The following is a 22,468-nucleotide window of genomic DNA, read 5'->3' as shown; positions in this document are numbered from 1 at the left end:
TCTCTCGTCAGCGGGAGGCGAATTCTACAGCGTTACACGCTGCTGTCAACACCTCTTTTTCTCCGCTTTCGACCGAGAAGATCGAACCGTCAATCCGGCGAAAACACACTGCCGAACCGACTCCTTCGGGCCTCGATGAACTGAAGCGTAACCGCCGTCGAAAACCGCATAACTCGTTGAATCTCAAGGAGTTTTCCGTTTCGACTGCGCCGGAAGTGGGGCGAATTATAGACTTCCAGAATCTGCCGTCAACCCCTAATTTGCTTTTACTATGAATAAACCTGAAAACACCCCAAAAGGGGTGTTTTCAGGCCCCATATATAGAAGGGGTCGGTTGCTCTCTATATAGAAGAGCGCACTCACAGCACGCCTGAGGCTCGCAAGGCATCCACGGACTCAAGCTCAAGCCCCAGCACCCGCTGCAGAACCTGGGCGGTATGCTCTCCTAATAGAGGAGGAGCATGACGGTACTCGACCGGCGTTTCGGAGAGACGGATCGGGCTCGCCACCTGAGGCACCAGCCCGGCCAACGCATGGGGCAGCTCGATCGCCAACCCGCGCGCCTTGACCTGCGGATCCTCGAACATCTGCGCCAGGTCGTTGATAGGGCCGCAAGGCACCCCTGCCTGCTCCAACTGGGTGACCCACTCAGCGGTGGTCTTGAACACAGTGGCCTGACGAATCAGTGGAATCAGCACCGCCCGATTGGCAACCCGCAGCTTATTAGTCGCAAAGCGCGGATCGTCCGCCCACTGCGGTTGGCCCGCCACCTCGGCAAACTTGCGGAACTGCCCGTCATTCCCCACGGTAAGGATGAAATCACCATCCGCCGTAGGAAAGTCCTGATAAGGCACGATATTCGGGTGAGCATTACCCAGGCGCTTGGGAGCGACTCCAGTGGTCAGGTAATTCATCGCCTGGTTGGCCAGACACGCAACCTGCACATCCAGCAGCGCCATATCGATGTGCTGCCCACCACCGCTGTGCTGCCGATGCGCCAGCGCGGCAAGAATCGCCACAGTCGAATACAGCCCCGTCAGGATATCCGTCAACGCCACGCCAACCTTCACCGGCCCAGCACCTTCATCGCCCTCGGGACGCCCGGTCAGGCTCATCAGCCCGCCCAGCCCCTGGATCATGAAGTCGTAGCCGGCACGCTTGGCATAAGGCCCGGTCTGGCCGAAGCCGGTAATGGAGCAATAGATCAGGTCAGGGTTGAGCGCCTTCAGCGACTGGTAGTCCAACCCATAGGCCGCCAAACCGCCAACCTTGAAGTTCTCGATCAGAATGTCGGACTTGGCCGCCAGTTCGCGCACCAGGCGCTGACCCTCCGGCCGAGTGAAGTCGATGGTCACCGACTGCTTGTTACGGTTGGCCGACAGGTAATAGGCAGCCTCCGTGGTGTTCTCGCCATAAGCGTCCTTGAGGAAAGGCGGCCCCCAGGCGCGGGTATCGTCACCATTGCCCGGACGCTCGACCTTGATTACCTCGGCCCCCAGGTCTGCCAGGATCTGACCGGCCCAAGGCCCGGCCAGCACTCGCGACAAGTCCAGCACCCGCAAATGAGATAACGCGCCCATGGTCGCTCTCCTATTAGTAGAACGCCTGGATGCCGGTCTGCGCGCGCCCCAGGATCAAGGCATGGACGTCATGGGTCCCTTCGTAGGTATTCACCACTTCCAGGTTGACCAGGTGACGGGCGATACCGAACTCGTCGGAGATGCCGTTACCACCCAGCATGTCGCGAGCCATGCGAGCGATGTCCAGCGACTTGCCGCAAGAGTTGCGCTTCATGATCGAGGTAATTTCAACCGCCGCCGTGCCTTCATCCTTCATCCGGCCCAGACGCAGGCAGCCTTGGAGGGCGAGGGTGATCTCGGTCTGCATGTCTGCCAGTTTTTTCTGGATCAGTTGGGTAGCCGCTAGCGGGCGACCGAATTGCTGACGATCCAGGGTGTATTGGCGAGCGGTGTGCCAGCAGAATTCGGCCGCACCCAGAGCGCCCCAGGAAATGCCGTAGCGGGCAGAGTTCAGACAGGTGAACGGACCTTTCAGGCCACGCACGTCCGGGAAGATGTTCTCTTCCGGAACAAAGACGTTGTCCATGACGATTTCGCCGGTGATGGAAGCGCGCAGGCCGACCTTACCGTGAATCGCCGGAGCACTCAGACCTTTCCAGCCTTTTTCCAGCACGAAGCCGCGGATATCGCCAGCATCGTCCTTGGCCCACACCACAAACACATCAGCGATCGGACTGTTGGTGATCCACATCTTGCTGCCAGTCAGGCTGTAACCGCCGTCCACCTTGCGAGCACGGGTAACCATCGCGCCCGGGTCGGAACCATGGTTGGGTTCGGTCAGACCAAAGCAGCCGATCCACTCGCCAGAAGCCAGTTTCGGCAAATACTTCTGCTTCTGGGCTTCGGTACCAAATTCGTTGATCGGCACCATCACCAGGGAGGACTGCACGCTCATCATCGAGCGGTAGCCGGAATCCACACGCTCCACTTCACGGGCAATCAGGCCGTAGCAGACATAGTTCAGGCCGCTGCCACCGTACTGCTCGGGAATGGTGGCACCCAGCAGGCCGACTTCGCCCATTTCGCGGAAGATCGCCGGGTCGGTCTTTTCATGACGGAAAGCTTCGAGCACACGCGGCGCCAGCTTGCCCTGAGCGAATTGCTCGGCACTGTCGCGCACCATGCGCTCTTCTTCAGTGAGCTGTTGATCCAGCAGAAGGGGATCGATCCAGTTGAAGCTTGCTTTACCGCCCATGAGTGAGTCCTCGTGAAGTAGGTCAACGTTCGTGGGTTGATCCTAGGCCGGCTTGCCGGGCGCGGCAAACGAGGATTTCGCATACTGTTGTGCTAATTTCTCACTCCGTAACAGCCGTAAGTGGCTTTTAGCGATTCCATTAGTGAGATTGCCGTACATGCGCAGAAAGATCCCCAGCACAGCCGCCCTGATCAGCTTCGAAGCCGCCGCACGCCACGAGAGCTTTACCAAGGCGGCGCAGGAGCTTTCGCTAACCCAGGGCGCAATTTGCCGACAGATCGCCAGCCTGGAAGAGTTTCTCGGGGTCGAGCTGTTCCGCCGGTCCCGGCGCGGCGTCAAGCTGACCGAAGCCGGGCTCTCCTACAGCCGCCGCGTGGCCACCCAACTGGACGCGGTGGAGCGCGACACGCTTTCCGTCATGGGCCAGCAGGGCGCCAACGTCATCGAGCTGGCGGTGGTCCCGACCTTTGGCACCCAATGGCTGCTGCCCCGACTCAAGGATTTTCAGCAGCGACACCCGGAAGTCACGGTCAACCTGACCAACCGCACCCGGCCTTTCCTGTTCGCCGATACCGACTTCGACGCCGCGATTTACTTTGGCGATGCCGACTGGTCGGGCACCCAATCCCATCGCCTGATGGGAGAAAACCCAATGCCGGTGTGCAGCCCCGCGACCCTGGGCAACCGCACCCGGCTAAGTGCCGAAGAAATCGCCGAGCTGCCGCTGCTGCAGCAGACCACGCGCCCCTATGCCTGGCGGCAATGGTTCAACTCACAGCACCTGAATATCCCGCGGGACATGACAGGCCCGCGTTACGAACTATTCTCCATGCTGGCGCAGGCCGCCATGCACGACATGGGCATCGCCCTGATCCCGCCATTCCTTATTCAACGGGAGCTGAGGGAAAAGCGCCTGGTGATCGCCAACCCCGAAGCCCTGGCGAGCATCAAGGCGTATTACCTGATGATTCCCGAGCGCAAGGTGGAGTCAGCGTCTTTACGGGCTTTTCGCGATTGGCTGGTGGAGCAGGCACAAAGCTACAGCCTAGAGAAATAGCAGGGCAGGGCAATAAATTGACTTCGTAGTCAAAAAAAATCAAACACTACAGATATAACTAAATGTCGCATTCAGACAGACTGTATCGATAAGCGGGACAACCGTCCTACAAGCGCCTAACCACGTGGCTTGTAGGGCTTTTTGAGGGTCATGAACGCTCATTCACGCGAGCAATATGAAAATTGTTTTATTTTCCGTCGAAATCCTTACAGGTCACGACTTACAAGGGATTGAGCCCAACCCTTGCGACATTCGGTCACAGGGTGACTTGTAGTTAATTTTCCGTCACCCCTCATAATCCCTTGAAGGGCGTAATGTTCGCCTGCAAAATGCCGCGCCCCGCCTTGATTCTGGCGGGATCGTGCTGATCGGCCGCCCCAGCTGCACCATCCGTAGTGCGCTGGCCTTCTAGAAAAGATCGAAAGCAATAAGATCAAGCAGGAGATTTGACGTGCACATTGGTGTTCCTCTCGAGACCCAAACGGGTGAAACACGGGTTGCTGCAACCCCGGAAACCATCAAGAAACTGATCGGCCAGGGTCATAAAGTCACTGTGCAGAGCGGCGCCGGCATCAACGCCAGTGTTGTCGACAGTGCCTATGAAGCGGCAGGTGCAACCATTGGCAGCGCCAACGATGCATTCGGCGCGGAGCTGATTCTCAAGGTCGTGGCTCCCAGTGACAGCGAGCTGGCCCTGATCAAAAGCGGCACCGTCCTGGTGGGCATGCTCAATCCGTTCAGCAATGAAACCATTGCCAAGATGGCCGAATGCGGCATCACCGCCTTTGCCCTGGAAGCAGCGCCACGCACCTCGCGGGCCCAGAGCCTGGATGTGCTGTCCTCGCAAGCCAACATCGCCGGTTACAAGGCGGTGCTGCTCGCTGCCCACTATTACCCGCGCTTCATGCCGATGCTGATGACTGCCGCGGGCACCGTGAAAGCTGCTCGCGTGCTGATTCTCGGTGCCGGGGTTGCCGGCCTGCAGGCCATCGCCACCGCCAAGCGCCTGGGCGCGGTGATCGAGGCCTCGGACGTGCGTCCGGCGGTCAAGGAACAGATCGAATCCCTGGGGGCCAAGTTCGTCGACGTGCCTTACGAGACCGATGAAGAGCGCGAATGCGCCGTCGGCGTCGGTGGTTACGCGCGCCCGATGCCTGCCAGCTGGATGCAGCGCCAGGCCCAGGCCGTGCACGAACGCGCCAAACAGGCGGACATCGTGATCACCACCGCCCTGATTCCGGGCCGCAAGGCGCCAGTGCTGCTGAGCGCCGAAACCGTGGCCCAGATGAAGCCAGGCTCAGTGGTCATCGACCTCGCCGCGGCCCAGGGCGGCAACTGCCCGCTGACCGTGGCGGATCAGGTGGTCGTCGAAAATGGCGTAACCATTGTCGGCCCGACCAACCTGGCCGGCGCTGTCGCTGCCGATGCCTCGGCGCTGTACGCCCGCAACCTGCTGGACTTCCTGAAGCTCGTCTTCACTAAAGAAGGTCAGTTCGAGGTCAACCTAGAAGACGACATCGTCGCCGCGTGCCTGATGTGCCGCGACGGCCAAGTCATCCGTAAAAACGCCTAAGCAGGGATTCAGACGATGGAAGAGCTTATCTCCCCCGGTATCTACAACCTGATCATCTTCGTGCTGGCGATTTATGTCGGTTATCACGTGGTCTGGAACGTTACACCCGCACTGCACACCCCGCTGATGGCGGTAACCAACGCCATTTCGGCGATCGTGATCGTCGGCGCCATGCTGGCCGCCGCCCTGACCGTGACGCCGCTGGGCAAGACCATGGGCACGCTGGCCGTGGCCCTGGCCGCGGTCAACGTGTTCGGCGGCTTCCTGGTAACCCGCCGCATGCTTGAGATGTTCAAGAAAAAAGCCCCGAAAGCCGTAAAAGAAGAGGCGCCCAAGTAATGAGCATGAATCTGGTAACGACGCTCTACCTGATCGCGTCGATCTGCTTTATCCAGGCCCTCAAAGGCCTGTCGCACCCGACCTCCTCGCGTCGCGGCAACCTGTTCGGCATGCTCGGCATGGCCCTGGCGATCGTCACCACCGTCGGCCTGGTGTTCAAGCTCGGCGCGGAACTGGCGACCGTTGGCATTGGCTACGTGATCGTCGGCCTGCTGATCGGCGGCACCGCCGGTTCGATCATGGCCAAGCGCGTGGAAATGACCAAGATGCCGGAGCTGGTGGCCTTCATGCACAGCATGATCGGTCTGGCGGCGGTGTTCATTGCCATTGCTGCCGTGGTCGAACCGCAGTCCCTGGGCATCGTCAAGCAACTGGGGGATTCGATTCCAGCCGGTAACCGCCTGGAGCTGTTCCTCGGCGCGGCCATCGGTGCCATCACCTTCTCCGGTTCGGTGATCGCCTTCGGCAAGCTGTCGGGCAAGTACAAGTTCCGCCTGTTCCAGGGCGCACCGGTACAGTTCGGCGGCCAACACAAACTGAACCTGATTCTCGGCCTGGCGACCCTGGGCCTGGGCGTGACCTTCATGTTCACCGGCAATCTCAGCGCCTTCGCCCTGATGCTGGTCCTGGCCTTCGTGCTGGGCGTGCTGATCATCATCCCGATCGGCGGCGCCGACATGCCGGTGGTGGTGTCGATGCTCAACAGCTACTCGGGCTGGGCAGCGGCGGGGATCGGCTTCTCGCTGAACAACTCGATGCTGATTATCGCCGGCTCCCTGGTGGGTTCGTCCGGTGCGATCCTGTCGTACATCATGTGCAAGGCGATGAACCGTTCGTTCTTCAACGTACTGCTTGGCGGCTTCGGCAACACTGCAGACGCTGGCGGCCCGGCGGGCGCGCAAGAAGCCCGCCCGGTGAAGTCCGGCTCGGCCGACGACGCCACCTTCCTGCTGACCAACGCCGACACCGTGATCATCGTTCCGGGTTACGGCCTGGCGGTCGCGCGGGCCCAGCACGCGCTGAAAGAGCTGACCGAGAAACTGGTACACCGTGGCGTGACCGTGAAGTACGCGATCCACCCGGTCGCGGGGCGCATGCCCGGCCACATGAACGTACTACTGGCCGAGGCCGAAGTGCCGTACGACCAGGTGTTCGAGATGGAAGACATCAACTCCGAGTTCGGCCAGGCCGACGTGGTGCTGGTGCTCGGCGCCAACGACGTGGTCAACCCGGCGGCGAAGAACGATCCGAAATCGCCGATCGCCGGCATGCCGATTCTCGAGGCGTTCAAGGCCAAGACCGTCATCGTCAACAAGCGTTCGATGGCCAGCGGTTATGCCGGCCTGGACAACGAACTGTTCTACCTGGACAAGACCATGATGGTGTTCGGCGACGCCAAGAAAGTCATCGAAGACATGGTCAAAGCCGTCGAGTAAACCCTGCTCCAGCGCAACACCCAAGACCTCAGCCTTTAGTAGGCTGGGGTTTTTTATTTCCCGCACAAACCCGACAAAAGGCTCTAAATCGCGGCCTTTCATTCGACCTTGGTAGCGGGACGAATTTTTTTGAAATCACTAGACTGCGCATCTTGCTTCCGCTGCCCGAGATAACAATCCATGTACCGTGATCGTATCCGCTTGCCTTCGTTGTTGGATAAGGTGATGAGCGCCGCCGACGCTGCCGCTCTGATTCAGGACGGCATGACCGTCGGCATGAGCGGCTTCACCCGCGCCGGCGAAGCCAAGGCCGTGCCCCATGCATTGGCCGAGCGCGCCAAGGTAACCCCACTGAAAATCAGCCTGATGACCGGCGCCAGCCTGGGCAACGACCTCGACAAGCAACTGACCGAGGCCGGTGTCCTGGCCCGACGCATGCCGTTCCAGGTCGACAGCACCCTGCGCAAGGCGATCAATGCCGGCGAGGTGATGTTCATCGACCAGCACCTGTCGGAAACCGTGGAACAGCTGCGCAACCAGCAGCTCAAGCTGCCGGACATCGCCGTCATCGAAGCCGTGGCGATCACCGAGCAAGGCCATATCGTGCCGACCACCTCGGTGGGCAACTCCGCCAGTTTCGCGATCTTCGCCAAGCACGTGATCGTCGAGATCAACCTGGCGCACAACCCGAACCTGGAAGGTCTGCACGACATCTATATCCCGACCTACCGGCCGACCCGCACGCCCATCCCGCTAGTGAAGGTCGACGACCGTATCGGCAGCACCGCCATCCCGATCCCGGCGGAGAAGATCGTCGCTATCGTCATCACCAACCAGGCGGACTCGCCATCCACTGTTTCGACGCCAGACAGCGAAACCCAGGGGATCGCCAATCACCTGATCAACTTCTTCAAGCAGGAAGTGGACGCTGGGCGCATGAGCAACAAGCTCGGCCCGCTGCAGGCGGGTATTGGCAATATCGCCAACGCGGTGATGTGCGGCCTGATCGAGTCGCCGTTCGAAGACCTGACCATGTACTCCGAAGTGCTGCAGGATTCGACTTTCGACCTGATCGACGCCGGCAAGCTGAGCTTCGCTTCGGGCAGCTCGATCACCCTGTCGAGCCGTCGCAACGCCGATGTGTTCGGCAATCTGGAGCGCTACAAGGACAAGCTGGTGCTGCGCCCGCAGGAGATCTCCAACCATCCGGAAGTGGTGCGTCGCCTGGGCATCATCGGCATCAACACCGCCCTGGAGTTCGACATCTACGGCAACGTCAATTCCACCCACGTCTGCGGCACGCGGATGATGAACGGCATCGGCGGTTCGGGTGACTTCGCGCGCAACGCGCACCTGGCGATCTTCGTCACCAAGTCCATTGCCAAGGGCGGGGCGATTTCCAGCGTGGTGCCAATGGTCAGCCACGTCGACCACACCGAACACGACGTCGACATCCTGGTGACCGAAGTCGGCCTGGCCGACCTGCGTGGCCTGGCGCCACGGGAGCGGGCCCGGGTGATCATCGACAACTGTGTACACCCGGACTATCGCCAGCCCCTGAATGACTACTTCACCGCCGCCTGCGCCCTGGGCGGCCACACGCCGCACATCCTGCGCGATGCACTGCGCTGGCACATGAACCTGGAAGAAACCGGGCGCATGCTCGCTGTGTGATGGGTACAGTCGATGGCTGACGCAAGCACAGTTGCGTCAGCTCATCGACAGTCCTTAAACACTTGTCAAAAACTGTACTGCTGTACTGGTGTTTTACCCTCTCAAAACCCTACTTTTTTCAAGAAAACGTCCTGAAACGCACCTAAATGGTGCTGATAGGTACAGTTGCATCATTTCCGAACAGTACAGCATCTATAAACAGTTAACTGGTCCCTCACAATACAGATGAACTGTATCTACAGAGACTGGCGCGAGAGGAGGATCATGGGTTCCAGTTAAACCACTACCTAATCCCGCCACAAGCGGAAGGATGCACACCATGGAACGTACACTCAGTTCCGAACTGTTCTTCGAAGACAAAGCTGCAAAAACCCAGGCCTCCCTGCCTCTGCGCGTTCTCGCCAACCTGATGTTGTGGCAGCGCCGCATCTCCAGCCGCCACCAACTGGCTCGCCTGGATTCGCGTCTGCTGGCTGACGCAGGTATCAGCGAAGCTCAACGCTACGAAGAGCTGAGCAAGCCGTTCTGGCGCTAAGTTAGCGTCGCTGGCCCTGACCCACTGGGTCCACCGCCAGCACCCCGAATTGAAAAAACAAAACCCGTCGCGGGCAACTGCGACGGGTTTTGTCGTTTTAGGCCTGGCAATACTGGGAAGAGCCGGTACAGAAAGGGTATGGCCAGACAGGTACAGTTTAAATATAAATAAAACTGGACCAGTACAATTTCACACTGTTGTATCTGTATACGAGCCTGCGTGAATAGCAACATGGTGTCCCAAGTCCCTGACTTCGGCCTGCCGAAAGGACCGCACCATGAACCACATACCAGGACGTATCGCACCTCTCAGCTTCTCCCATCCTCAGATAAGCGCGTGGAAACGCTTGTACCGCGCCTTGTGCCAAATGCAACAGAACGCCCGGACACGCCGCGTACTGGCAGGGCTCAACGATCAGCAATTGTCCGATGTAGGCATCAGCCATAGCGACCGCATGGCTGAACTGGAGAAACCCTTCTGGCGCTAGTTCGCGCCAAGACAGCAGAAGAGGGCTATTCGAACAGATGGGGTGGGCCTAATATCCAGTAGCGTGTAGCGATTTTCCTGAAGGGGCGTCTGATTCATCTGCCCCACAGTGACTACCCGGTGCCCACTCAGCACCACCCTATCTGTTATCAAGGAGTTTTACCTATGTCCCGTCTTCGCCTGCTCAGCGCTGCTGCCTTGCTGGCCTTGGCCTCCAACGCCCACGCCTCCAGCTTTATCGTCACCACCGATGCGGTTGTCGGCGCACTCAAGGCCACTTCCGATGCGACTTCCGACGTCACATCCTCGTTCCGTGACGACAAAATCGTGCGCGCCGCTCGTGACGACGCCGCCAGTTTTGTCGCCACCGAAGGCGCCATTCGTGGAGTGAAGCTGGAAAGCGCGTTTGACCACATCCGCCAACAGTTGCCACAACTGAGCGCTACTGACGCCCAGCTCGCTCAGGCCATCCTGACGATCTGACACCGGTCCGGCGACGGGTGCGCCCAACGCACCCGAAACCCTGGGCGCTGGCTCTCGCCCGGGCATTGCGCTAGCCTTGCCGCTGGTTTTTCAGCTGTCGAGACTCATGCGTTTTTTCAGATCCCTGCTTACCGTCCCTTCGTTGATTGCCGTTTGCTGGACAGGCTCGGCCGCTGCTTTCGACTTGAGCACACAAGGCCTGGTCATCACTGGCTACGCCACCAGCAAGGTGACCTCCGCGCCTTTCGACAACAAACGCGTACTGGCTGCCCAGGATGATGCCGCGGCGTTCGTCGCCACTGACGGCCACCTGCGCGGAGCCCGGCTGGAATCAGCCCTGAAATACCTGCGTAAAACCCAGCCACAACTTCATGTCGGCGACCTTGAACTGGCGCAGGCAATTCTCGTCCAATAACTATCCCTGTCATCCCGGAGTCGTTCCATGCGTAGCCCGCTGATTGCTGCCACCCTTGGCCTGTTGCTGTTGGCTGATGTGGCCCAGGCACAAACCCTGGTAGCCACCAGTAACATCATCGTTCGAGCCTTTGGTCGTACCATCGATTTCACCTCGGACACCACCACCTCCATCCGCGACTCGAAAATCGTGCGTGCCGCCCATGACGACGCCGCCAGCTTCGTCGCCAGCGACGGCGATATTCGTGGCGCCCAGCTGGAGGCCGCCTTCGATACCTTGCGTAACCGCGTGCCGGAAGCCCGCGACGCCAGTGATCAGGTGCTCGCCGAAGCCATCCTCGCACTGTGAGGCCGCTCGCTGCCTGGCTGCTGGGTGCAGCGCTGTTACTCTTGGGCAACAGCGCTCAGGCCGACCTGCAACTGCGGCTCAAGACCGAAGGCTTGAGCCCGGAACAGCAGCACGCCAGCCAGGCGCTGCTGGATGAAGCGATGCAAGCGCTGCCGCCGCGCTTCATCGAACAACTGGACCGTCGCATCGATGTCGGCTGGACCGACGACATGCCTCACAACGCCTACGGCCAGGCATCGCTGGTCGACGAACTCGACCTGAATCGCAAGCTGCTGGCCGGCCTCACCGACGGCAGCGCGGCCACCCAGAAAACCCATCGCCCCCATGGCACCGTGCGCCGGGAAATGCTCGCCACCGTGCTGCATGAACTCACCCATATTTATGACCGTTCGCGCCTGTGGTCGGGCGCCGAGCGCACGCTGATCCAGCGTTGCAGCCGCCAGAACAGTGCCTCGGGCCTGATCGGGCTGCCGGACCAGTGCCGCGGCCAGACCGCGCGCCGCTTCACCCTCAGCGACGACCCGCGCCTGCTCGACCTCGCCGGCTGGCCGCAATACGTCGGCCGCCGCGGCGAACGCGAGCAGTACAACCGCCAGATCGCCCGCAGCCCGGATATCTACGAAACGACCAACCCGAAAGAGTTCGTCGCGGTGAACATGGAGTACTTCCTCCTGGACCCGAGCTACGCCTGCCGCCGGCCAGCGCTGTACCGTTATTACCAGGAGCATTTCGGCTGGGCGCCGAAGGCCAAGGACACCTGCACCCAATCCTTCGCCTTCCTCAACGCCGGCAACGACTTCGCCAAGCAGCCGCTGGGCAAGGTCGACCCGGAGCGGGTCTACGCCGTGGATTACCTGCTGGCCGAAGCCAACCAGAACTGGGTCAGCCGCTGGGGGCACAGCATGTTGCGCCTGGTGATCTGCGCCCCCGGCCGACCGCGCGGGCCGGACTGCCGGCTGGACCTCGAGCAGCACCTGGTGCTGTCCTACCGCGCCTTTGTCGGTGACGTGCAGCTGTCGAGCTGGGACGGCCTGGTCGGCAAATACCCGTCCCGCCTGTTTATCCTGCCGTTGGCCCAGGTCATCGATGAATACACCAAGACCGAGTTGCGCAGCCTGGCTTCGGTGCCGCTGAACCTCTCGCGCAGCGAGATCGAAGAGGTGGTCGAACGCGCCGCCGAGATGCACTGGAGCTACGACGGCAACTATTACTTCCTGTCCAACAACTGCGCCGTGGAAAGCCTGAAGCTGCTGCGCAGCGGCAGCAACAATGCCCAGCTCACCGGGCTCGACAGCATCATGCCCAACGGCCTGCTGGAAGTGCTCAAGGGCCGTGGCCTGGCCGACACCAGCGTGCTGGACGACCCTCGCGAAGCCTTGCGCCTGGGGTATCGCTTCGACTCTTTCCGCGACCGTTACCAGGCGATGTTCGAAGTGTTGAAAAAGCATCTGCCGATCAAACAGAACAGCGTCGAAGACTGGCTGTCCCTGAGCGCCGCGCAGCGCCGCCAATGGTTCGACCAGGCGGACCTGCGCACCAGCGCTGCCTTGCTGCTGCTCGAACAGGCGAGCTTCCGGCGCCAGCTGCTGTTGGCCCAGGATGAGGTCAAGCAGCGTTACCTGGGCGCTCGCGACCTGCAGAACGGCGGCATGGACAAGGCCAACAAGACCCTGCAGGAAATCCTCGCCAACAGCGGCTTCCTCAGTCGCCCGGCCGAGTTGCTCGGTAGCAGCGGCTATGGCTTGCCGCAGCCAAGCGAATGGCAACGCCTGGAGTCGGAAAGCAGCCTGCGCCAGAAACAGCTGCAGGCCCTGACCGGCGATCTGGACAAGGAAGTACGGGCCTTGCTGGAGCCGAACCGCGCCGCCGAAATCGCCGCCAACGAAGCCAACCTGAAACAGCTGGGCGAACACCTGCGGGCCTTGCACAAGGCCGCGGGCGGGCTGGAACTGCCCTGATCCCGCATCGCGGGCCAGCCTCCTTCATAGCTGGCCCGCGAAGCGATCCCGCAACCTTACAACGTCTCCTCGGCCTCTCCCGGCAGCTGCTCATCCAGGTGCAGCCAGGGCAAACGGCTGTCGGTCCAGATATGCCGCTCGGCCGGCGCCAGTTCCGGATGATCCAGGGTAGCGATGGTCACATCGATGCTGTCCGGGCTCAGTTGTGTGATCAGCGCCAGATGGGCACCGCAGTTCGGGCAGAAGTACCGCGCACAGCCGGGTGAGGAGTGGTAACACGCCGGCGTCCCGGCCAGCCACTGGAAAGCCGGGCGGGGCAGGGTGATCCAGGTGGTCACCAGGCCGCCGCTGACCCGTCGGCAGATCGAACAATGGCAATGGGCGATATCGCGCAACGGCCCGCTGAACTGATAACGCAGCTGGCCGCAATGGCAACCGCCGGTATGCAACAGGCTCATACAAGGACCTCCCATCGAATGGCAGCGGAAAACTCCGTCAGCAGGCCGATCTGGTTGTTTTTTAACCGCACGTCGGCTTGCGACGCATCTGATCATTGCTTTCTACAACGAAAGGTAGCTGAAAGCTTCCGCGATTAGGATCGCCTCCACTGCCGGCAACAGACCGGTTGGCCATTGGGCGTTTTCGCGCCTCCAGGCCCAATTAACAACAACAATGGTGATTCTGATGTCCGTTCGTACCCGCCTTTTCGCCCCGCTTCCTCCACGTCCCGCGCTTCCCGTTCTGCGCTGACCCCAACCGGTTCGCCATTCCCTAGCCGCGCTACGCCTGGAGTATTCCCATGCTGACTTTCCTTGGCTTCGCCATGGTCATCACCTTCATGTTCCTGATCATGACCAAGCGCCTGTCCGCGCTGATCGCCCTGATCATCGTTCCTATCCTGTTCGCACTGTTCGGCGGCTTCGCCCCGAAGATCGGCCCGATGATGCTCGAAGGCATCACCAAGCTGGCACCGACCGGCGTGATGCTGATGTTCGCCATCCTGTATTTCGCCCTGATGATCGACTCCGGCCTGTTCGACCCGGCCGTGCGCAAGATCCTCAAGCTGGTCAAGGGTGACCCGCTCAAGGTCTCGGTCGGTACCGCCGTGCTCGCGCTGGTGGTGTCCCTGGACGGCGACGGCGCCACCACCTACATGATCTGCGTGGCGGCCATGCTGCCGCTGTACAGCCGCATCGGCATGAGCCCGCGGATCATGGCCGGCCTGATCATCCTGGCTGGCGGCGTGATGAACATGACCCCCTGGGGTGGCCCGACCGCCCGTGCCGCCAGTGCGCTGCATGTCGACCCGTCGGACATCTTCGTGCCGATGATCCCGGCGATGCTGGCCGGCGTGGTGGCGATCCTGGCGATCGCCTATATGTACGGCAAGCGCGAACGTGCGCGCCTGGGTGAACTGCACCTGCAGGGCGACGAGATCGACCACAGCGAAATCAGCGTCTCGCAGTTCCCGGACGCCCGCCGTCCGAAGCTGATCTGGTTCAACGGCGCCCTGACCTTCGCCCTGATGTGCGCACTGATCGCCGGCCTGTTGCCGCTGCCAGTGCTGTTCATGGTGGCCTTCAGTATCGCGATGATCGTCAACTATCCATGCCTGCAACAGCAGAAGGACCGCGTCGCGGCCCACGCTGGCAGCGTGCTGGCGGTGGTCGGGCTGATCTTCGCCGCCGGTATCTTCACTGGCATCCTGTCCGGTACCGGCATGGTCGACGCCATGTCGAAGAGCCTGCTGGCGGTGATTCCGGATGCACTGGGCCCGTACCTGGCGGTGATCACCGCGCTGGTGAGCATGCCGTTCACCTTCTTCATGTCCAACGATGCCTTCTATTACGGCGTGCTGCCCGTTCTCGCCGAGGCCGCCAGTCACTACGGCATCACCGCGGTGGAAATGGCACGTGCCTCGATCGTCGGCCAACCCGTCCACTTGCTCAGCCCGCTGGTACCATCCACCTACCTGCTGGTGGCCCTGGCCGGTATCGAGTTCGGCGATCACCAGCGCTTCACCCTCAAGTGGGCAGTACTGGTTTGCCTGTGCATAATGTTCGCCGCCTTGCTGATGGGGATTTTTCCGCTGTTCAGCACTCTATAAAAAGCAATGACTCACCGCGTCGGCCGCTAGACTTCGTTCTCGGAAATCTCGACTGGCGCGGTACAACACTCGCTCAAAGGAATACACATGGAATGGCTGACCAACCCGGAAATCTGGGTTGCCTTCTTTACCCTGACCGCCCTGGAAATCGTCCTGGGTATCGACAACATCATCATGATCTCGATCCTGGTCAGCCGCATGCCCAAACACATGCAGGCACGGACCCGGATTTTCGGCCTGGCGCTGGCCATGATCACGCGGATCCTCCTGCTGCTGTCGATCACCTGGGTCATGCGCCTGACCGCCGACCTGTTCGTGGTCTTCGGCCAGGGTATTTCCGGGCGTGACCTGATCCTGTTCTTCGGTGGCCTGTTCCTGCTCTGGAAGAGCTCCCAGGAGATGTACCACGCCCTGGAAGGCGAGGACGAAACCGCGGAAGAACCAAGCGGCAAGGGCGGCAACTTCCTCTACACCATCATCCAGATCGCGATCATCGACATCGTGTTCTCCCTGGACTCGGTGATCACCGCCGTCGGCATGGTCTCCCATGTGCCGGTCATGGTCGCGGCGATCATCGTCGCGGTGCTGGTGATGATGCTGGCCTCGGGCACCATCAGCGAGTTCATCGACAAGCACCCGTCGCTGAAGATGCTGGCGCTGTCGTTCCTGCTGGTGGTCGGTACCGTACTGATCGCCGAGGCGTTCGAAGTGCATGTGCCAAAAGGCTACGTCTACTTCGCCATGGCCTTCTCGCTGGCGGTGGAGGCGATCAACATCAAGATGCGCACCGCCATCGCGAAAAAGAAAAAGCAGCAGGACCCGGTGAAACTGCGCAAGGACATCCCGGGTCAATAACCCGAGAGCGCAGCAGAAAAAGGGGCTTTCGAGCCCCTTTTTCACACCTGCGAAAAGCCGTTTTTTCATGACAGTTTTGTTTCAATCGCCGCATCAGCTATGCGATGCTGGCGCACAGACCGTTAGCCAACTACAGCTTAAGTACAGAACGTAGAACGACGCGCGGCACCGTTAACTTGCCCCTCTGGGGCGCTATTCACCACAGGGGGCCGTTATGCTCACCCTGCTCAATTTGCTCTCCGCCGTGGCCTTGCTGATCTGGGGCACGCATATCGTCCGCACCGGCATCCTGCGGGTCTATGGCTCGAACCTGCGTCACCTGATCGGCCAGAACATGGCCAAGCGTCCGCTGGCCTTCATCGCCGGGATCCTGGTCACCGCCATGGTCCAGAGCAGCAACGCCACGGCGATGCTGGTCACCTCGTTCGTCGGCCAGGGGCTGATGGCCCTGACACCCGCCCTGGCGACCATGCTCGGCGCCGACGTCGGCACCGCGCTGATGGCCCGGGTGCTGACCTTCGACCTGTCCTGGCTGTCGCCGCTGCTGATCTTTCTCGGGGTGATCTTCTTCCTGTCGCGCAAACAGACCCGCGCCGGCCAGCTCGGGCGGGTAGGGATCGGCCTGGGGCTGATCATCCTGGCACTGCAACTGATCGTCGAAGCCGCCGCGCCCATCACCCATGCCCAAGGCGTGAAAGTCCTGTTCGCCTCGCTGACCGGCGACATCCTGCTCGATGCCCTGATGGGTGCGCTGTTCGCCATGATTTCCTACTCCAGCCTGGCCGCCGTGCTGCTTACCGCGACCCTGGCCGGGGCCGGCGTGATCAGCCTGCCGGTGGCCATCGGCCTGGTGATCGGCGCCAACATCGGCAGCGGGGTGCTGGCCTTTCTCAGCACCAACATGCAGAACGCCGCCGGCCGCCAGGTGGCGCTGGGCAGCCTGCTGTACAAGCTGATCGGCCTGCTGCTGATCATTCCGGTGCTCGACCCGCTCGCCCACTGGATGGACAGCCTGGACTTCAGCCCGCAAGAGGTGGTGATCGGTTTCCACCTGCTCTACAACACCCTGCGTTGCCTGGTGCTGCTGCCGACGGTCGGGCCGATGGCCAAGGTCTGCGCCTGGCTGCTGCCGGAGCGCCCGGAAACCAACGGCCGGGCCAAGCCTCGCCACCTCGATCCGACCGCCCTGGCCACCCCCAGCTTGGCCCTGGCCAACGCGGCGCGGGAAACCCTGCGCATCGGTGACCTGATCGATAACATGCTCGAAGCCGTGCGCGATGTGCTGCACGGCAAGCAGACCGCGATCACCCAGGAAATGCGCAACCTCAACGACGACGTCGAAGTGCTCTATAACGCGATCAAGCTCTACCTGGCGCAGATGCCCCGGGAAGACCTCAGCGAACAGGACAGCCGGCGCTGGGCCGAAATCATCGAACTGGCGATCAACCTGAAACTGGCCAGCGACCTGATCGAACGCATGCTGCGCAAGATCCAGCAGCAGAAGACCGCGCAGCGCCGCTCCTTTTCCGAAGTCGGCATCGAGGAACTGGTCGGCCTGCATGAACAGCTGATCGCCAACCTGCGATTGGGGCTTTCGGTGTTTCTCAGCGCCGATCCGGAAAGCGCCCGGCAGTTGCTGCGGGAAAAACGCCGCTTTCGCGCTCAGGAACGTCGCCTGGCCCATGCCCATGTCAGCCGCCTGCAACGTAAAATCGTCCAGAGCATCGAGACCAGTTCGCTGCACCTGGAACTGATCGCCGATATGAAACGCTTGAATTCGCTGTTCTGCGGCAGCGCCTACGTGGTGCTGGGGACGTCCGAAACCGGTGCGCTCGCCGTGGACGATATGACTGACATCACCCATTCACCCTGAACGTCCACAGTTACCCGAAGTCTGTAGAACTTACGCCCGTCGTAAGGAAGCCTGTTATGCGTTGCCTGTTACTCGCCTGTCTGCTGCTCGGATCAGCCCACTCGTTTGCCCTGGATCGCTTCCAGGTCGAGGGCTACATGCTGCCCAACGGCCTGCAGTTGCTGCTCAAGCCGGGCAGCGAGCGCGGCCACGTAGCGATTCGCCTGGTGGTCGGGGTAGGGCTGGACGACTTCGGCTGCGCCGACAAGGAACTGCCGCATGTGCTCGAACACCTGCTGTTCAGCGGCATCGACGCCAGCGGCGAGGGCGGGCTGGAGGAGCGCATGCAAGCCCTGGGCGGCGAGTGGAACGCCTATACCAGCAATGCCGACACCACCTTCGTTATCGAGGCCCCGGCGAAAAACCAGCGCAAGGTACTGGACCTGCTGCTGGCCCTCTTGACCCGCACCGAACTCGACGACAACGCACTGCAAACGGCGAAACGGGTGGTCGAGCGCGAGGACGGCGGGCACTACTCGCACCTGCAACGCTGGCTGGACCGCCAGGACCTCGGCCACACCGCCAGCAACCAGCTGGCGGTGGAGCTGGGCCTGAAATGCGCCGAACGGGCCGAGGTCGATCAACTGACCCTCGAACAGCTGGAGCGGCTGCGCAAGGACTGGTACGCGCCGAACAACATGACCCTGATCGTCGTCGGTGACCTTGACCGCCTGTTGCCGGCCTACCTGGAGCGCAGCTACGGCGCGCTGGAACCGGTGGAGCCCAGCGAGCACCAGGGCCTGCCGGACATTCAACAAACGGCCGTCGCCGAGCGCAGCCTGATCCACGGCTGGGTCGGCGACAGCGCCAAGCTGCATTGGCTGTTTCCCGAGCCAACCCTCGACCGGCAGCACGATGAAACCTTCGACCTGCTCAAGGATTACCTGGACTGGGCGCTGTACCAGAAGCTGCGCCTGCAGCACGAGCTGTCCTACGGACCGAACAGCGAACGCGAGGTGTTCGGCGGCGTCGGCTTTCTCAGCCTGAATGCCGACCTGGAACGCGCGGACCTGCCCCAGGCCCGACAGGTGATCGATGAGCTCAAGGCGCAATTGCTCAAGGACGGCCTGGAGCCCGCCACCTTCGCCCGTCTGCAACAGGCCGCCATTGCCCGCCAGGCCTGGGCGGTGCAGGGCAACAGCGCCCTGGCGGACTATTACTGGGGCGCCTTGAGCGACTATGCGGACGGGCGTTTCAGCGACCCGGCCAAGCGCCTGAAAGCCGTCAGCCTGAAGCAGGCCAACCAGGCCATGCGCCAGCTGCTGGAGCAACCCGGCTACCTGCGGATCGAAAAACCGCTGCTGAGCTACACGGCCTTGAGCGGGCTGATCCTCGGCGCACTGCTATTGATCATATTGGCGCTGTTCGGCTGGCGCGCTTATCGCAAACGAATCCGTGGCTGATGCGTCTTTTGTCATGCTAAACCGTTATTCTGTCGGGGATTTTTTCTAGTGTGATCGCCGAATGCCAAACCTGACTCATTACATGCAGCGCATCCTGGAACTGATGAAGCGCTACCCAGGGGTCATTGCGCTCGGCGGTTTCATTTCCGGTGTCGGCAGTTTCATCCTGGTGGACCGCCAACAGGGCCTGGCCACCTGGATCGCCGTGATCATGCTGGTGAGCTGGATCTGGCTGATGCTGGAAAACAGCCTGACCCAGCTGTTCACCAAGATCTTCAAGCGGGAAATCCCCCAGCCGCTGCTGCGTTACGCAACGCAGATGATTCACCAGGAAAGCCTGTTTTTCGTCCTGCCGTTCTTCTTCATCACCACCGCCTGGAACAGCGGACAGCTGGTATTCACCGGCCTGCTGGGCGCCTCGGCGCTGGTCTCGATCATCGACCCGCTGTACTACAAATGGCTGGCCCCGCGGCGCTGGCTGTTCCTCGCCCTGCATACCCTGACGCTGTTCGCCGCGCTGCTGACCGCGCTGCCGATCATCCTGCACCTGACCACCGCACAGAGCTTCAAGCTGGCCCTGGGTATCGCCATGCTGCTGTCATTCCCCAGCCTCGCGTCGATCTTCCCGATCCGCAACCTGCGCGGTGCGCTGATGCTGCTGGGCATGACCCTGGCCATCGGCGGCACCGGCTGGCTGCTGCGTTCCTGGGTTCCGCCGGCGACCTTGTGGATCGCCGAGGAAGCCATCAGCACCCAGTTGCAGGACCGCACCCCCGGCGCCAGCCTCAAGGAAGTCAGCGCCAGCGACGTGCGCAGCACCGGGCTGTATGCCTACACCGCGATCAATGCGCCGCGCGGGCTGGACGAGCGCATTTATCACGTCTGGCAATTCAACGGCAAAGAGGTCGACCGGGTGGCCCTGGACATCCACGGCGGGCGCAAGGAGGGCTACCGCGCCTGGTCGCACAAGCAGAACTTCCCCGGCGATCCGACCGGCAGCTGGCAGGTCCGGGTGCTGACCGAAGACGGGCAGGTGATCGGCGTGCTGCGCTTCAAGATCACCGGCATCAACGGACAAAACTCAGCACCTTAGTACAAGGCAAAGTCGCCTCGATCGTGGTATTACGTAGCACTGCGTAAAAACCATACAAGCACGGAGCTTATGACCCAGAGCGCGACGGCCGGCAGTGCCCAACTGGATACGTCAAGTTCCCCCTCGCGGTTGCGAGTCACGGGGGACTGGACGCTCGTCCATTACACCGAGCTCAAGCACCTCTGCGAAAAGCTCACCGGACAATACGACACCAGCACCCACATCGACCTCAACGGCCTCGGCGCCCTGGATACCGCGGGCGCCTCGCTGCTGGTCGAACTGCTGGGTTCCGAGCGTCTCGGCAAGTCCGCCGAACACCCCGACTGCACCCTGTCTTCGGCCGACCGCGCGCTGCTGCAGACTGTCTATTGCTCGCTGAGCGACTTCTGCGTGCCGCTCAAGGAACCGGAAGTATCGGTCGGCATCCTGTTGCTGACCCGGATCGGCAAGGCGGTCGACGCCATCTGGCAGGACAGCCTGAAGCTGCTGGGTTTCGTCGGCCTGATCCTGGAAACCCTGGTCCGTGGCCTGCTGCATCCCAAGCGCTGGCGCATCACGCCGATGGTCGCGCATATCGAGCAGACCGGCCTCGACGCCGCGCCCATCGTCGCTCTGCTGACCTTCCTGGTGGGCGCCGTAGTGGCCTTCCTCGGCGCCACGGTGCTGCAGAGTTTCGGCGCCAGCATCTTTACCGTGGACCTGGTGGCGTTCTCCTTCCTGCGTGAATTCGGCGTGCTGCTCACCGCGATCCTCATGGCCGGCCGGACCGCGAGCGCCTTTACCGCGCAAATCGGCTCGATGAAGGCCAACGAAGAAATCGACGCCATCCGCACCCTGGGCCTGGACCCGATGGAGCTGCTGGTGCTGCCCCGGGTCCTGGCGCTGCTGGTGGCGCTGCCGATGCTGACCTTCCTGGCGATGCTCTCGGGGATTGTCGGTGGCGGGGTGGTCTGCGCGCTGTCGCTGGATATCTCGCCGGCGATGTTCCTCGCCTTGCTGCAATCGGACATCGGCGTGCAGCATTTCCTGGTGGGCATGGTCAAGGCGCCGATCTTCGCCTTCCTGATCGCCGCCATCGGCTGCCTGGAAGGCTTCAAGGTCAGCGGCAGCGCCGAGTCTGTGGGGGCCCACACCACGTCCAGTGTGGTGCAATCGATCTTCGTGGTGATCGTCCTCGATGCCGTCGCCGCGCTGTTCTTCATGGAGATGGGCTGGTGAACCGTTCAACCCGGCCGCCTGCCGAGGCGGTGATCGAAGTCCGCGGCCTGTGCAATCGCTTCGGCCCGCAGAGCGTGCACGAAAACCTCGACCTGGACCTGTACAAGGGCGAGATCCTCGCCGTGGTCGGCGGTTCGGGCAGCGGCAAGTCGGTACTGCTGCGCAGCATCATCGGCCTGCGCCAGCCCAGCGAAGGCTCGGTGCGGGTGTTCGGCCAGAACCTGCCAAGCCTGGCGGAACATGAGCGCTCGCTGATCGAACGGCGCTTCGGCGTGCTGTTCCAGAAGGGCGCGCTGTTCTCGTCGCTGACCGTGACCGAAAACGTCGCCCTGCCGCTGATCGAGCACGCCGGCCTGAGCCGCGCCGACGCCGAGCACCTGGCGGCGGTGAAGCTGGCGCTGGCCGGGCTACCGCTGTCGGCGGCCGACAAATACCCGGCCTCGCTGTCCGGTGGCATGATCAAGCGCGCCGCCCTGGCCCGGGCGCTGGCCCTGGACCCGGACATCCTGTTTCTCGACGAACCCACCGCCGGCCTCGACCCGATCGGCGCCGCGGCGTTCGACCAATTGATCCTGACCCTGCGTGACGCCCTGGGCCTGAGCGTGTTCCTGGTCACCCACGACCTGGATACGCTGTACACCATCACCGACCGGGTGGCGGTGCTGGCGCAGAAAAAGGTGCTGGTGGCGGATGCCATCGACCAGGTCGCCGAGACCGACGACGCCTGGATTCACGAGTACTTCCATGGCCCTCGCGGCCGCGCGGCGTATCAGGCCGCTACACAGCTCAACGAGGTATGAC

The 22,468-nt window shown here is 61.8% G+C and carries 22 protein-coding genes; 19 read left to right on the top strand and 3 right to left on the bottom strand.

The genetic code is table 11. From position 1 onward, the window contains the following. A partial coding sequence (locus PVZ78_RS17790) for a hypothetical protein (protein ID WP_273829013.1) occupies positions 1–275 on the top strand: 275 nt, incomplete at its 5' end. 84 nt (positions 276–359) lie between these two features. On the opposite strand, the gene PVZ78_RS17785 is transcribed toward PVZ78_RS17790, so the two are convergent. Together PVZ78_RS17785 and PVZ78_RS17780 are read right to left on the bottom strand one after the other, a co-directional pair. Then, on the bottom strand, positions 360–1,580 hold the full coding sequence (locus PVZ78_RS17785) for a CaiB/BaiF CoA transferase family protein (protein ID WP_016703894.1): 1,221 nt from the start codon (positions 1,578–1,580) through the stop codon (positions 360–362). A 13-nt stretch (positions 1,581–1,593) separates the two neighbouring features. Continuing rightward, positions 1,594–2,775, bottom strand: coding sequence for an acyl-CoA dehydrogenase (locus tag PVZ78_RS17780; RefSeq protein WP_009046307.1), 1,182 nt, complete (start codon positions 2,773–2,775; stop codon positions 1,594–1,596). Between the two features lie 157 nt (positions 2,776–2,932). Here PVZ78_RS17780 and PVZ78_RS17775 point away from each other — a divergent pair, with 157 nt between their 5' ends. The 11 genes from PVZ78_RS17775 to PVZ78_RS17725 all read left to right on the top strand — a co-directional run bounded on the left by PVZ78_RS17775 (position 2,933) and on the right by PVZ78_RS17725 (position 13,079). Continuing rightward, positions 2,933–3,832, top strand: coding sequence for a LysR family transcriptional regulator (locus PVZ78_RS17775; protein WP_009046306.1), 900 nt, complete (start codon positions 2,933–2,935; stop codon positions 3,830–3,832). 451 nt (positions 3,833–4,283) lie between these two features. Next, complete coding sequence (locus tag PVZ78_RS17770; RefSeq protein WP_273829012.1) at positions 4,284–5,405, top strand: Re/Si-specific NAD(P)(+) transhydrogenase subunit alpha; 1,122 nt, start codon at positions 4,284–4,286, stop codon at positions 5,403–5,405. Between the two features lie 15 nt (positions 5,406–5,420). Then, the gene (locus tag PVZ78_RS17765; protein ID WP_003187010.1) at positions 5,421–5,744 is read left to right on the top strand and encodes an NAD(P) transhydrogenase subunit alpha; all 324 of its coding nucleotides are present in this window, start codon (positions 5,421–5,423) and stop codon (positions 5,742–5,744) included. Then, positions 5,744–7,180, top strand: coding sequence for an NAD(P)(+) transhydrogenase (Re/Si-specific) subunit beta (locus tag PVZ78_RS17760; RefSeq protein ID WP_016703896.1), 1,437 nt, complete (start codon positions 5,744–5,746; stop codon positions 7,178–7,180). The genes PVZ78_RS17765 and PVZ78_RS17760 overlap by 1 nt, the downstream gene beginning before the upstream one ends. Before the next feature lie 180 nt (positions 7,181–7,360). Continuing rightward, on the top strand, positions 7,361–8,854 hold the full coding sequence (locus PVZ78_RS17755) for an acetyl-CoA hydrolase/transferase family protein (RefSeq protein ID WP_009046303.1): 1,494 nt from the start codon (positions 7,361–7,363) through the stop codon (positions 8,852–8,854). 319 nt (positions 8,855–9,173) lie between these two features. Then, positions 9,174–9,389 carry a DUF1127 domain-containing protein gene (locus PVZ78_RS17750; RefSeq protein ID WP_007924247.1) on the top strand — a complete coding sequence of 72 codons (216 nt, stop codon included), beginning with the start codon at positions 9,174–9,176 and terminating at the stop codon, positions 9,387–9,389. A 277-nt stretch (positions 9,390–9,666) separates the two neighbouring features. Beyond that, a complete protein-coding gene (locus PVZ78_RS17745; protein ID WP_016703898.1) occupies positions 9,667–9,876 on the top strand; it encodes a DUF1127 domain-containing protein in 210 nt (69 codons plus the stop codon). Between the two features lie 164 nt (positions 9,877–10,040). Then, positions 10,041–10,358: a DUF2388 domain-containing protein gene (locus PVZ78_RS17740; RefSeq protein ID WP_009046302.1), complete on the top strand. Its 318-nt coding sequence runs from the start codon at positions 10,041–10,043 to the stop codon at positions 10,356–10,358. Between the two features lie 106 nt (positions 10,359–10,464). Beyond that, positions 10,465–10,773, top strand: coding sequence for a DUF2388 domain-containing protein (locus tag PVZ78_RS17735; protein ID WP_009046301.1), 309 nt, complete (start codon positions 10,465–10,467; stop codon positions 10,771–10,773). Between the two features lie 27 nt (positions 10,774–10,800). After that, the gene (locus PVZ78_RS17730) at positions 10,801–11,121 is read left to right on the top strand and encodes a DUF2388 domain-containing protein (RefSeq protein WP_009046300.1); all 321 of its coding nucleotides are present in this window, start codon (positions 10,801–10,803) and stop codon (positions 11,119–11,121) included. Then, a complete protein-coding gene (locus PVZ78_RS17725) occupies positions 11,118–13,079 on the top strand; it encodes a DUF7844 domain-containing protein (protein ID WP_124300992.1) in 1,962 nt (653 codons plus the stop codon). Before PVZ78_RS17730 ends, PVZ78_RS17725 begins: the two co-directional genes overlap by 4 nt. A gap of 56 nt (positions 13,080–13,135) precedes the next feature. On the opposite strand, the gene PVZ78_RS17720 is transcribed toward PVZ78_RS17725, so the two are convergent. Continuing rightward, positions 13,136–13,537, bottom strand: a complete 402-nt coding sequence (locus PVZ78_RS17720; RefSeq protein WP_009046298.1) for a GFA family protein — start codon at positions 13,535–13,537, stop codon at positions 13,136–13,138. A 341-nt stretch (positions 13,538–13,878) separates the two neighbouring features. Here PVZ78_RS17720 and PVZ78_RS17715 point away from each other — a divergent pair, with 341 nt between their 5' ends. The 7 genes from PVZ78_RS17715 (at position 13,879) to PVZ78_RS17685 (ending at position 22,467) form a co-directional block, all read left to right on the top strand. Then, positions 13,879–15,186 carry a CitMHS family transporter gene (locus PVZ78_RS17715; protein ID WP_007924260.1) on the top strand — a complete coding sequence of 436 codons (1,308 nt, stop codon included), beginning with the start codon at positions 13,879–13,881 and terminating at the stop codon, positions 15,184–15,186. Positions 15,187–15,273: 87 nt separating this feature from the next. Beyond that, a complete protein-coding gene (locus tag PVZ78_RS17710; RefSeq protein ID WP_009046297.1) occupies positions 15,274–16,041 on the top strand; it encodes a TerC family protein in 768 nt (255 codons plus the stop codon). Positions 16,042–16,255: 214 nt separating this feature from the next. Further along, positions 16,256–17,914: a Na/Pi cotransporter family protein gene (locus PVZ78_RS17705; RefSeq protein WP_028683564.1), complete on the top strand. Its 1,659-nt coding sequence runs from the start codon at positions 16,256–16,258 to the stop codon at positions 17,912–17,914. A gap of 56 nt (positions 17,915–17,970) precedes the next feature. Beyond that, entirely contained in the window at positions 17,971–19,356 is a 1,386-nt protein-coding gene (locus PVZ78_RS17700) for a M16 family metallopeptidase (RefSeq protein ID WP_124312594.1), read from the top strand. 61 nt (positions 19,357–19,417) lie between these two features. Further along, positions 19,418–20,449, top strand: coding sequence for a DUF5924 family protein (locus PVZ78_RS17695; protein ID WP_135006142.1), 1,032 nt, complete (start codon positions 19,418–19,420; stop codon positions 20,447–20,449). A gap of 69 nt (positions 20,450–20,518) precedes the next feature. Next, a complete protein-coding gene (locus tag PVZ78_RS17690) occupies positions 20,519–21,667 on the top strand; it encodes an ABC transporter permease (protein WP_016703904.1) in 1,149 nt (382 codons plus the stop codon). Continuing rightward, complete coding sequence (locus tag PVZ78_RS17685; RefSeq protein ID WP_007924271.1) at positions 21,664–22,467, top strand: ABC transporter ATP-binding protein; 804 nt, start codon at positions 21,664–21,666, stop codon at positions 22,465–22,467. Before PVZ78_RS17690 ends, PVZ78_RS17685 begins: the two co-directional genes overlap by 4 nt. The last annotated feature ends 1 nt before the right edge of the window (position 22,468 follow it).

This window comes from Pseudomonas sp. SBT1-2, assembly GCF_028640875.1.
Lineage (GTDB): Bacteria > Pseudomonadota > Gammaproteobacteria > Pseudomonadales > Pseudomonadaceae > Aquipseudomonas > Aquipseudomonas chlororaphis_I.
The sequence above is the reverse complement of the archived record's forward strand: the minus strand, read 5'-3'. Positions and strand labels throughout refer to the sequence as shown.

Excerpts from the sequence above, each read along its gene's own strand:
- PVZ78_RS17690 (WP_016703904.1), top strand. The coding sequence starts at position 20,519 with ATGACCCAGAGCGCGACGGCCGGCAGTGCCCAACTGGATACGTCAAGT.
- PVZ78_RS17745 (WP_016703898.1), top strand. The coding sequence starts at position 9,667 with ATGAACCACATACCAGGACGTATCGCACCTCTCAGCTTCTCCCATCCT.
- PVZ78_RS17760 (WP_016703896.1), top strand. The coding sequence starts at position 5,744 with ATGAGCATGAATCTGGTAACGACGCTCTACCTGATCGCGTCGATCTGC.
- PVZ78_RS17775 (WP_009046306.1), top strand. The coding sequence starts at position 2,933 with ATGCGCAGAAAGATCCCCAGCACAGCCGCCCTGATCAGCTTCGAAGCC.
- PVZ78_RS17785 (WP_016703894.1), bottom strand. The coding sequence starts at position 1,580 with ATGGGCGCGTTATCTCATTTGCGGGTGCTGGACTTGTCGCGAGTGCTG.
- PVZ78_RS17705 (WP_028683564.1), top strand. The coding sequence starts at position 16,256 with ATGCTCACCCTGCTCAATTTGCTCTCCGCCGTGGCCTTGCTGATCTGG.
- PVZ78_RS17710 (WP_009046297.1), top strand. The coding sequence starts at position 15,274 with ATGGAATGGCTGACCAACCCGGAAATCTGGGTTGCCTTCTTTACCCTG.
- PVZ78_RS17695 (WP_135006142.1), top strand. The coding sequence starts at position 19,418 with ATGCCAAACCTGACTCATTACATGCAGCGCATCCTGGAACTGATGAAG.
- PVZ78_RS17700 (WP_124312594.1), top strand. The coding sequence starts at position 17,971 with ATGCGTTGCCTGTTACTCGCCTGTCTGCTGCTCGGATCAGCCCACTCG.
- PVZ78_RS17720 (WP_009046298.1), bottom strand. The coding sequence starts at position 13,537 with ATGAGCCTGTTGCATACCGGCGGTTGCCATTGCGGCCAGCTGCGTTAT.
- PVZ78_RS17735 (WP_009046301.1), top strand. The coding sequence starts at position 10,465 with ATGCGTTTTTTCAGATCCCTGCTTACCGTCCCTTCGTTGATTGCCGTT.
- PVZ78_RS17765 (WP_003187010.1), top strand. The coding sequence starts at position 5,421 with ATGGAAGAGCTTATCTCCCCCGGTATCTACAACCTGATCATCTTCGTG.
- PVZ78_RS17780 (WP_009046307.1), bottom strand. The coding sequence starts at position 2,775 with ATGGGCGGTAAAGCAAGCTTCAACTGGATCGATCCCCTTCTGCTGGAT.
- PVZ78_RS17730 (WP_009046300.1), top strand. The coding sequence starts at position 10,801 with ATGCGTAGCCCGCTGATTGCTGCCACCCTTGGCCTGTTGCTGTTGGCT.
- PVZ78_RS17740 (WP_009046302.1), top strand. The coding sequence starts at position 10,041 with ATGTCCCGTCTTCGCCTGCTCAGCGCTGCTGCCTTGCTGGCCTTGGCC.
- PVZ78_RS17750 (WP_007924247.1), top strand. The coding sequence starts at position 9,174 with ATGGAACGTACACTCAGTTCCGAACTGTTCTTCGAAGACAAAGCTGCA.
- PVZ78_RS17715 (WP_007924260.1), top strand. The coding sequence starts at position 13,879 with ATGCTGACTTTCCTTGGCTTCGCCATGGTCATCACCTTCATGTTCCTG.
- PVZ78_RS17755 (WP_009046303.1), top strand. The coding sequence starts at position 7,361 with ATGTACCGTGATCGTATCCGCTTGCCTTCGTTGTTGGATAAGGTGATG.